Here is a 10,421-nt window from a genome sequence, read left to right as displayed (position 1 = left end):
GAAGATGACATGCGGAGGGTGACGAAGATGACATGCGGAGGGTGACGAAGATGACATGCGGAGGGTGACGAAGATGACATACGGAGGGTGACGAAGATGGCATACGGAGGGTGACGAAGATGACATACGGAGGGTGACGAAGATGGCATACGGAGGGTGACGAAGATGGCATAATGAATTGGGGATCCCGCGAATAAGTACTAAGAGATGGCCATATAAAGCGACCATCTCTCAGGAATTAGTCGCGCGACGTTGGGAATCATTTGATGAATTGTCTACATACCTTGTATTCAATAATTTTAATTACATTATATTTTTATTCGAACCGGACAGTGATAACATCCTTTGCGTTAGCGTGATAAATAAGGAAATCAGATCACATGAGTAAGGGAATGAACTCTTTTGTATTGGTAGTCGCCGTTATCGCGGGTTTTGGTGGCTTTTTATTTGGCTTTGACTCAAGTGTTATAGCTGATGTAAAAGATCAGGTGATGGGGCAGCTGGCACTTTCTGAATTGCAATGGTCCGTGGTAGTGAGTATCAGTTTATTGGGTTGTATACTTGGGATTCCGTTAAGCGGGCTTTTTGCAGATCGAGTGAGTAGGCGTTCTTTATTGAAATCAGTGGCTTTAGGGTTTGTTGCTGGAACCGCGATTTGTGCTTTAACCCATAGCCTTTATCCTTTATTAATCGGTCGCTTTATCATTGGAGTCTGTATTGGTATCGCTTCTTATATTGCCCCTTTATTTATATCAGAAATTGCTCCACCTCATCGTAGAGGAACTTTAGTTTTAATTAATGGATTAACGATTACTTTTGGCCAGGCTATAGCCTATTTAATCGGATATCTGCTTCATGATTATTCGTCAGCCAGTTGGCGTTATTTATTCTGGATGGGCAGTATTCCCGCGCTGATACTATTTCTTGGAATGTATTGTGTGCCTCATTCGCCACGATGGATTATGAAAAAACAGGGCAGGGATGAAACCTTGAAAGCCCTCAGTCGTATCAGACCTTCTGATTACAATATTCATAAAGAGCTGGATGAAATAAATATTCACTTAGGTACTAGCAAACCCAACTTCAGCTTGCTCTTTAAAGTTCCAATTGTATCTGTTTTATTAGTAGGCATAGGCCTTGGTATATTTCAACAATTCTCTGGTATCAATGCAGTGATGTATTATGGCCCGGTTATTTTTGAATCTGCAGGTTTTTTTCCTGTTAAAAATGCAATCCTGGCAACTTTTTGTATGGGAGTAATTAATTTTCTATTTACTCTAATCACCTTGTTTTGCATTGATAAATTAGGCAGAAGATTATTACTTTTAAGCGGCACCTTTATTGCTGCTCTGAGTTTATTTGCGGTGAGTATTGTTTTTAATTACAGCATACCGGGACAAAAATTCTGGATACTCGGATTATTCTCCACCTATGTTATTGGATATTGCATCAGTGTTGGTTCTTTATTTTGGGTTTTAATCTCCGAGATTTATCCACTTCAGGTTCGAGGGATGGCAATGAGTATCGCAACAGTTGTGCAATGGGGCGCCAATTTTGTGATTTCCATTTCTTTTTTGACGGTGTATCAATCTTTTGGTCAAGTTCTTACTTTTTCGATGTTTGGCTCGTTCTGCCTTTTGGCATGCGCATTCGTTTATTATTTTGTACCTGAAACAACAGGTATTTCACTGGAGAAAATCGAAGAACAGCTGATGACTGGTAAAAAAGTTAGAGACATTGGACAACCTGTGTCAGATAAAAGAAAAACAAAACAATTTGAACTACTTATGGATTAATTATGATGAACAATAAATTATGTCGTATCGGGATAATCGGGGCGGGAAGAATAGGTAAGCTGCATGCGGAGCATATTAAGTATCATTTGCCACAGTTTGATTTGAAAGTAATTGCTGATCCCTGTTTGGATAAGCAATGGGCTCAACGACTCGCTATACCCAATTTATCCCATAAAGTAGAAGATGTTTTGTTTAATCCTGATCTGGATGCGGTGTTGATTGCTTCACCGTCTACTCTGCATTTGGAACACATCAAGGCGGCAAGCGAATCCGGTAAAGCAATATTTTGTGAAAAGCCCATAGGTTTGGATGAGAATGAAATTATTGATGTGCTTCAGCTGGTCAAATCCAATAAGACATTGTTGCAACTCGGTTTTAATCGACGATTTGATCCCAGTTTTGCCAACCTGCAGAAAAGAGTCCATGCAGGTGACATTGGAGCAACTCATATAGTCAAGATTACTTCGCGTGATCCTGCTTGCCCGTCAAAAGAGTATGTCGCTACTTCAGGCGGCATGTTTATGGACATGACTATTCATGATTTTGATATGGCGCGGTTTTTAGTTCAATCTGAGGTTACTGAAGTCTATGCTACAGGAGCTTTGCTGATTAACCCCGATTTTGCAGAATATGATGATGTAGATACTGCAATTATTCAGTTACGCTTTGCCAATGGCACTTTAGCAGTTATTGATAACAGCAGGCAGGCTGTTTATGGTTATGACCAAAGAATAGAGGTTTTTGGTGAGAAAGGGATGTTATTGGCTGCGAATCAGCTGGAGAACTCAGTACATCATTATTCTAAAACGGATACGGGTCATGCTAATCCCCAGTATTTTTTCCTGGAACGATATCATCAGGCGTTTATTGCTGAGCTGGCATCATTTTATGATGCCTGGGCAAATAATAAACCAAGTCCAGTTTCTGGAGAGGATGGCTTACAGACATTGCGTATTGCCAAAGCGGCAAAACAATCATTGAACACCCGATTGCCCGTATGTCTCGATTGAGGAAAAAAGATGTATAAAAATTTTTATTATGACTCAAAACGGCCTGTGGACTTAATCTGCATGGGGCGTGTTGCGGTTGATCTGTATTCTGAGCAAATTGGTAGCTCATTAAAAGATGCCAGTAGTTTTAAAAAGTATTTAGGTGGTTGTGCAGGAAATATAGCGGTCGGAACATCACGATTGGGTTTAAAAACCATGATGTTTTCCTGTGTTGGTCAAGATGAAATGGGGGCTTTTTTAAAACAGGAATTAATAAAGGAAGGAGTAAATATCGATTTGCTGTATGAAACTGCACAGCATTTAACGGGACTGGTTCTGTTGGGGGTTAAACCACCGAATGATTTCCCGCTGATATTTTACCGAACTCAGTGTGCCGATATGCAGTTAATGCCACAACATATTTCCAAATCTGATTTGGAGAAATCCAAAGCGCTTTTAATTACCGGGACAGGTTTATCTACGATTTCTATGCGAGAAACAACACAACAGGTCATCAATCTCGCCAGAAATGCTGAAACTTTAGTAATTCTGGATCTGGATTATCGACCGGTTCTTTGGGGTTTAACCGCCGTTGGGAATGGCGAGACACGCTACTGTCATAATACTGAGGTGAGTAAAGCGTATCAGGAGATATTGTCTCATTGTGATTTGATTATTGGAACTGAAGAAGAACTGTGTATCGCGGGAGGAGACGATGATCTTGCTGTTTCATTGGCTCACATCAGATCAATCACTCAGGCACCTGTAGTAATTAAACTGGGTGAACGGGGTGCCTCCGTGGATTTTGGCAGAGATACCAAGGTATTAAAATCGCGACCTTTTCCGGTAGAGGTGCTCAATGTACTCGGGGCTGGTGATGGTTTTATGTCTGGTTTATTGTCAGGACTATTACAAGGAAAATCCTGGGAAGAGGCAACTACTTTGGGTAATGCCTGTGGTGCATTGGTTGTTACTCGACATGGATGTGCTCCTGCCATTCCTTTTAAAGAAGAGCTGGAATATTTCATTAAGGAATACGACAACGATCCCTCCGTTTGGAAAAGCAACTATTTAACGCAACTCCATGAACAGCATACCCATGCGGAATCCTCCTCTTGCCTGATAAAGAATCCGCTTGGTTTTATCTATGGCCGAAATTCTATAGTCAGTATGGATCAACCTCACCACAATACTGGAATGAATTTCAGTTCAGTCAAACTCATTATGGGGCAACAGTTCCAGTTTAATAGTCACTATGAATTTGCCGCCTTATTGCTTACAGGCAGGGTACTATTTCAGTTTGATAATCAAAGCATCGAAGCAGAACGATCTGATAGTTTTTCTCAGGCACCTGTGGTCTTGCATTGCGCAACAGGTGAAATTGCTTCTGTTGTCGCGCTGAGTGATTGTGAAGTCTTGCTGATTGAAACAATCAATAATCACTATTTCGCCCCAGTACTTTTTAATGAGTCCAATCTATTGGAACTGGATGATAGAGGAAAAGATATTCTGGATGATACCTCCTATCGCATCGTCAGGACCGTATTTGATAAACGAAACAGACCTGAGTCCAATCTTGTTGTTGGGGAAATTATTACCTTTCAAGGGCGATGGTCGAGTTATCCCTCTCATTATCATGATCAACCAGAAATATATCATTACCGTTTTTCTGAGCCACAAGGTTATGCTTTTGGCGAGAATGGGAAAGAGGTATTGCGAATTGAGCACTATGATACCTATCAAATAGCCAATGGTCAGGAGCACGCTCATTGTACTGCTCCAGGTTACGCTTTATATACCCTGTGGTTCATCCGTCATTTAAAAGATAATCCTTATGGTATACCTACTTTTAGGAAGGAACATGAATGGACCAGGACAAACAGAGCCAATCAAAGAGTATGGAATAATAAATAAGATTCAGGAGTTCAAGTGATGAAAGTCAGATTAACTATGGCTCAAGCTTTATTGAAATTTTTAGCGAATCAATATGTAGTTATTGATGGAAAAGAGTTTCAGTTCGTTAATGGAATATTTGGTATTTTTGGTCATGGCAATGTAACAGGTCTGGGTGAAGCTCTGGAATACGGAAATTACGGAATTACTTATTATCAAGGTCATAATGAACAGGGAATGGCCCATGCTGCAACTGCTTATGCCAAACAAAAAAATCGGTTGGGTATCATAGCCTGCACTTCTTCTATAGGCCCCGGCGCTACCAATATGATCACGGCTGCAGCCACAGCGACAACCAATAGAATTCCTTTATTATTATTACCTGGTGATGTGTTCAGTTGCAGACAGCCCGATCCGGTATTACAGCAATTGGAAGTTCCTCATGATTACACGGTTTCTGTGAATGATTGTTTTAAGCCGGTGAGTAAATATTGGGACAGGATTACACGGCCTGAGCAGTTAATAACCGCGTGTATGAACGCAATGAGGGTGTTAACTGATCCAATAGAAACTGGGGCTGTAACCTTGTGTCTACCTCAGGATGTGCAGGCTGAATCCTATGAATATGATAGTTCGTTCTTTGATAAGCGACTTTGGCATATTGAACGAGAGAGTCTTAGTGATCGAGCGCTTGTAGAGGCGACACAACTGCTCTTGAATTCTAAACGGCCGTTGATTATCTCGGGTGGTGGAGTACATTACTCTCTGGCTACAGAGACTTTATCTGAATTTGCCCTGCGCCATGCCATCCCTGTTGCTGAAACGCAGGCAGGTAAAAGCAGTTTATCAAGTGACCATCCCATGAACGTAGGGGGGATCGGAGTAACCGGATCTGAAGTCGCTAATGTATTGGCTGCGCAGGCTGATGTTATTTTGGTGGTAGGTTCCCGCTTACAAGATTTTACTACCGCGTCAAAATGGGGATTTAAAAATACTCAGTGTCGATTGATGCATTTAAATATATCACGCCTTGATGCGATGAAAATGAATGCCTTGATGTTAAAAGGTGATGCCAGAACCGGATTGGAACAGTTAGACAGCTCGCTGGGTAATTATCAAACTCATTCGGAATATCAACGAATAGTTCAACAGTACAAATCAGAATGGGAGCAAGAACTGAAACGTGTGTGTACGCCCCCTGATTCGGGCAGCAAAGGTTTACATCAAACTGCTGTGTTGGCTGAGTTGAACCGTTTTGTCACTGAAGACGATGTCATTATATGTGCAGCTGGCAGTTTACCGGGTGATTTACATCGAATCTGGAAATCAAGGAAACCTAAAGATTATCATTTGGAATATGCTTATTCCTGTATGGGTTATGAAGTTGCGGCGGGTCTAGGTGTTTCATTAACAAAAGAAAACACGCCCGGTGAGGTTTATGTATTAGTAGGTGACGGCAGTTTTATTATGATGCACTCTGAATTATTAACCTGTATTCAGGAGCAAAAGAAAATTACGATTATTATTTTTGATAATCATGGATTTCAGTGCATCAGGAATTTACAGGAAGGCAATGGCAGTAATGGCTTTGGTAATGAATTTCGTTACAGAAACACAGAGACAAACAGTTTAACAGGTCAATATTTGCCTATCGATTTTTGTCAATATGCTGCCGGATTAGGTGCTAAAACTTATTTTGCAGATACTTATCAGCAGTTTGGCGAGGCCCTAATAAAAGCAAAAGAAGAACCTGTCGCTACCGTTATTGTTTTACCGGTGTTACCAAAGACTATGAGTCAGGGTTATCAAACCTGGTGGAGAGTTGGAGTAGCGGAAGTATCCAGTTCTGATGCCGTAACTAAAGCTCATCATCAAATGAATGAGCAGCTCGATCTCGTAAGACCCTACTAATGTTAATGGAGGGAATCGGGACTTCAATCTGATGCTACCTGTTTTCAGAGGTTACGTCAGGTGGATATTAGATAGCGGGTAGATAAACAGACTTTGAAATAAATGACTACTAGAGGATGTTGACAATTCATTGCGTTCTTTATCAGTAACCGTCCGCGTACCGCGGCTTGTCTGCGGTATCCAGAGATCTACTGTATGGCGGGGACAAACCCTGAGAGTTCCTCTCTTTTTATACGTCATCCTCGCGAAGGCGGGGATCCATGCACCAATGTTGCATGGTGCTAAATTTAGGATGGATCCCCGCCTTCGCGAGGATGACGATCTTATAAAAATTGCAAATTAAGATTAATTAAAATGCAATTTTAAAAAGTGAGGAATTCTCAGGGACAAACCGCGCCAATTAGGGGGTATTGAGCAATTGTCAACAGTCCATAATAAGAAAGCAGACCTTTATCGTTAAGGAATACATTATGAATATTAAATTAGGCATCGCTCCAATTAACTGGTGCAATGACGACGACCCCAATTTAGGTAAAGACATCAGCTTCGAGCAGTGTATCAGGGAAATGTCTTTGGCTGGCTATGTTGGTACCGAATTGGGAAATAAATATCCTCGAGACGTCAAGGTGTTAAAAAATGCTTTAGCAGGGCAAGGACTTCAGTTATCGAGCGCATGGTTCAGTACCTTTTTTACTGATCCCAATCAATACCAAAGTACCTTATCTCGATTTTTGGATCATCTGAGTTTCATGCGTGCCATGGGTGCTACTTATATCAATGTGTGTGAATGCGGTCATGCTATACAGGGAACACCATTAGCAATTATGAGTCCTTATAAACCTGAGTTCAGTCAGGAGCAGTGGGAGCATTTAATTAATGGACTTCATGCATTAGGTAGAATAGCCTATGATTTTAATATGAAAATTGTCTATCATTATCATGCAGGAACCGGTATTTATAATGAACATGAGATAGATCACCTGATGCAGAATACCAGTCCTCAATTGCTTTCTCTTTTGCTGGATACCGGTCATGCAGTATTCGCGGGTATTGATCCATTAAATTTAATCGAAAAATATGGAGACAGGATTCGTTATGTGCATCTTAAGGACATACGACCAGAAGTTTTAAAACAAACTGAACAAGAACAATTGGCTTTTATGGATGCGGTCAGGGCTGGGGTATTTACGGTTCCAGGAGATGGAGCTATTGATTTCGCCCCAATATTGAGAGCATTGAATAGTATTCATTATGAGGGATGGATGATAGTTGAGGCAGAGCAAGATCCTGTGAAAGCACCACCATTGGAATATGCCAGAAAAGCTTTTGACTATTTAAGCGCGATTCTATAACGTATTAACATTATAAGTTTGTAATGATTTTTTGATTCAGTTACAAAGAGGCATTATTAAATTAATCAGGAGGTTAGGGATGACACAGTTAGATAAAATTATTCATACAGCCATGGCAGCATTTTTTGTTCTGGTCTCAGCAAATAGTGCTTCGGCAGATACTACAGATACGGCTCCAGCTACTGAAAAATGCTACGGAATTGTCAAGACCGGTATGAATGATTGCGCGACAGCTACAGCATCCTGTGCTGGGTCAGCAACCAAAGACAACCAAAAAGACGCGTTTTTACTTATGCCAAAAGGATTATGTGAAAAAATCGTTGGCGGCTCTCTTGAGGCTGGAAAATAAATCACATTCAATATTATGTTAATAATTCATAAGGAATTCCAAATGAAACGATATTTGTCTTCTTTAATCCTTTCTATCCTGTCTATATGGGCATGCTTTAACGTAGCGTATTCAGCTCCAGAAGCCTTTACTTTAGATAATCAACACACGTATATATTATGGACTATCAAACATTTGGGTTTTTCTACTCAAGCGGGCAAATGGTATGCTAGTGGGGAACTTGTTCTTGATAAGGATCATCCGGATCAAAGCAAGGTTAATGTTACCGTCAATGTGGCTGATGTTGTTACTGGAATTCCTGAATTAGACAAACACTTGAAAGGGAAATTATTCTTCGATGTTGCGCAATTTCCCAAAGCAACCTTTGTAAGTAATAAAGTAGATGTATTAAGTGATAAAACAGCAAAAGTAGAGGGTACATTGACTTTACATGGAGTAAGCAAACCACTAACTCTTGATGTGACACTTAATAAAGTCGGTGTGAATCCGATTAATAATAAAAATACAGTAGGGTTTACTGCAACGGGGACTATAAAACGTTCTGATTTTGGTATAAACACCTTACTGCCTGATCTGGGTGATGAAGTCACCTTGCAAATAGGAGTTGAGGCATATCAGGATAAAAAATAAGGGAATGTTATGCACATTAAAAACAGCAGTTCAGGTTTTGGAGTGGTTGCGATCTCATTGCACTGGATTATTGCAATTCTGATTATTGGATTATTGATTTTGGGGTTGTATATGGTCAATCTTCCAATCAGTCTGGAAAAACTGAAGCTCTATGGATGGCATAAGGAATATGGCTTTCTGGTACTGTTCCTGGCAATAATCAGATTGATATGGCGTTTGAGCAATCAAATGCCGGAGTTGGCATTACCGCTATTGGAAAAAATAGCCGCACGAAGCATGCATTGGGCATTTTATTGTTTTATGTTCGCCATGCCAGTCAGCGGATGGCTAATCACTTCATCAGCCGGATTACCCGCATCATTTTTTGGTCTGTTTACTTTACCAAATCTCGTAGCACCTGACGAACACAACAGAGTATTGTTTGAATGGATACACGAATGGTTAGGGTATGTTCTTATTGGTGCGATAATGCTGCATACTGCCGCAGCTTTAAAACACCATTTTATAAACAAGGATGATATATTAAGGAGAATGTTGCCATGAAATCAGGTTTATATAGATTTTTAGGACTATTATTTGTTTGTCTTTCGTTTACTGTTAAGGCTGCAACTCCTCCTCAATGGGACATAATCCCGGCAGAAAGTGAGCTGACTTTTACTGGTACTCAAAATAATGCTCCAGTGACTGGCTCATTTAAAAAATTTACCGGTGAGATTTTCGTTGATCCTGATAATTATAAAGCAAGCTCAATTCATATCGTTATTGATATGACTTCAATCACTGCTTCATATGCTGATATTACCGCAACATTAACTGCTCCTGACTGGTTTGATGTGAAAGCGTTCCCAAAGGCGGAGTTTAAAGCAACTAAATTCAACAAGATTAGTGATAAAACCTATGAAGCAGATGGAATTCTGACAATTAGGGATAAGTCAGCGCCAGTTACATTAACTTTTACTGCGGAAGAATCACCGAAAAACCATGCCTTAGTGAATGGCAGTACAACTATTAAGCGAAGCACTTTTGGTGTTGGTCAAGGTGAATGGGCCAGTACTGATGAAATTAAAGATGAAGTGACTGTGAAATTCAAGATAACTGCAAATCGTAAAAATTAAAGTATTTTTTGCATAATAGATCGCTATTAAGTTAAGGATTCTTTATTGTAGATTAACCATTTTGTAGCCCGTATTAGCGCAGCGTAATACGGGAAGCAATAGAGTGTGCTACCACTTCGATCCTGTACTACGCTTCGCTAATACAGGCTACTATGGCAGAAAATAGTAAATAATAGAGTATTTCTCGCATAATAGACTGCCATTAGGTTAAGGATTATTTATTGTAGATTGACCCTTTTGTAGCCCGTATTAGCGAAGCGTAATACGGGAAGCAATGGGGTGTGTTACCACTTCGATCCTGTATTACGCTTCGCTAATACAGGCTACTATGGCAGGAAATAGTAAAAAATAGAGTATTTCTCGCATAATAGACTGCCATTAGGTTT

At 40.3% G+C, this 10,421-nt stretch carries 9 protein-coding genes; all 9 read left to right on the top strand.

Annotation, left to right across the window (positions count from 1 at the left end):
* The first annotated feature begins 380 nt into the window (after positions 1 to 380).
* Positions 381 to 1,796, top strand: a complete 1,416-nt coding sequence (locus tag Lqua_RS06390) for a sugar porter family MFS transporter (RefSeq protein ID WP_058473442.1) — start codon at positions 381 to 383, stop codon at positions 1,794 to 1,796.
* A 5-nt stretch (positions 1,797 to 1,801) separates the two neighbouring features.
* Complete coding sequence (gene iolG / locus Lqua_RS06385) at positions 1,802 to 2,806, top strand: inositol 2-dehydrogenase (RefSeq protein ID WP_058473769.1); 1,005 nt, start codon at positions 1,802 to 1,804, stop codon at positions 2,804 to 2,806.
* Between the two features lie 9 nt (positions 2,807 to 2,815).
* The gene (iolC, locus tag Lqua_RS06380; protein WP_058473441.1) at positions 2,816 to 4,699 is read left to right on the top strand and encodes a 5-dehydro-2-deoxygluconokinase; all 1,884 of its coding nucleotides are present in this window, start codon (positions 2,816 to 2,818) and stop codon (positions 4,697 to 4,699) included.
* 18 nt (positions 4,700 to 4,717) lie between these two features.
* Positions 4,718 to 6,589: a 3D-(3,5/4)-trihydroxycyclohexane-1,2-dione acylhydrolase (decyclizing) gene (iolD, locus tag Lqua_RS06375; RefSeq protein WP_058473440.1), complete on the top strand. Its 1,872-nt coding sequence runs from the start codon at positions 4,718 to 4,720 to the stop codon at positions 6,587 to 6,589.
* Positions 6,590 to 7,059: 470 nt separating this feature from the next.
* Positions 7,060 to 7,941: a myo-inosose-2 dehydratase gene (iolE, locus tag Lqua_RS06370; RefSeq protein ID WP_058473439.1), complete on the top strand. Its 882-nt coding sequence runs from the start codon at positions 7,060 to 7,062 to the stop codon at positions 7,939 to 7,941.
* Between the two features lie 79 nt (positions 7,942 to 8,020).
* Positions 8,021 to 8,290, top strand: a complete 270-nt coding sequence (locus tag Lqua_RS06365) for a BufA1 family periplasmic bufferin-type metallophore (RefSeq protein WP_058473438.1) — start codon at positions 8,021 to 8,023, stop codon at positions 8,288 to 8,290.
* A gap of 42 nt (positions 8,291 to 8,332) precedes the next feature.
* Positions 8,333 to 8,920, top strand: a complete 588-nt coding sequence (locus tag Lqua_RS06360) for a YceI family protein (protein ID WP_058473437.1) — start codon at positions 8,333 to 8,335, stop codon at positions 8,918 to 8,920.
* Positions 8,921 to 8,929: 9 nt separating this feature from the next.
* The gene (locus Lqua_RS06355; protein ID WP_058473436.1) at positions 8,930 to 9,463 is read left to right on the top strand and encodes a cytochrome b; all 534 of its coding nucleotides are present in this window, start codon (positions 8,930 to 8,932) and stop codon (positions 9,461 to 9,463) included.
* Complete coding sequence (locus Lqua_RS06350; protein ID WP_058473435.1) at positions 9,460 to 10,035, top strand: YceI family protein; 576 nt, start codon at positions 9,460 to 9,462, stop codon at positions 10,033 to 10,035. Before Lqua_RS06355 ends, Lqua_RS06350 begins: the two co-directional genes overlap by 4 nt.
* Positions 10,036 to 10,421 lie beyond the last annotated feature (386 nt).

Source organism: Legionella quateirensis, assembly GCF_001467955.1.
Classification (GTDB): Bacteria; Pseudomonadota; Gammaproteobacteria; order Legionellales; family Legionellaceae; genus Legionella; species Legionella quateirensis.
Note: the sequence above shows the minus strand (reverse complement) of the source record. Positions and strands in the feature narration are given on the sequence as shown.

Excerpts from the sequence above, each read along its gene's own strand:
- Lqua_RS06355 (WP_058473436.1), top strand. The coding sequence starts at position 8,930 with ATGCACATTAAAAACAGCAGTTCAGGTTTTGGAGTGGTTGCGATCTCA.
- iolD (WP_058473440.1), top strand. The coding sequence starts at position 4,718 with ATGAAAGTCAGATTAACTATGGCTCAAGCTTTATTGAAATTTTTAGCG.
- iolG (WP_058473769.1), top strand. The coding sequence starts at position 1,802 with ATGAACAATAAATTATGTCGTATCGGGATAATCGGGGCGGGAAGAATA.
- Lqua_RS06360 (WP_058473437.1), top strand. The coding sequence starts at position 8,333 with ATGAAACGATATTTGTCTTCTTTAATCCTTTCTATCCTGTCTATATGG.
- iolC (WP_058473441.1), top strand. The coding sequence starts at position 2,816 with ATGTATAAAAATTTTTATTATGACTCAAAACGGCCTGTGGACTTAATC.
- Lqua_RS06390 (WP_058473442.1), top strand. The coding sequence starts at position 381 with ATGAGTAAGGGAATGAACTCTTTTGTATTGGTAGTCGCCGTTATCGCG.
- iolE (WP_058473439.1), top strand. The coding sequence starts at position 7,060 with ATGAATATTAAATTAGGCATCGCTCCAATTAACTGGTGCAATGACGAC.
- Lqua_RS06350 (WP_058473435.1), top strand. The coding sequence starts at position 9,460 with ATGAAATCAGGTTTATATAGATTTTTAGGACTATTATTTGTTTGTCTT.
- Lqua_RS06365 (WP_058473438.1), top strand. The coding sequence starts at position 8,021 with ATGACACAGTTAGATAAAATTATTCATACAGCCATGGCAGCATTTTTT.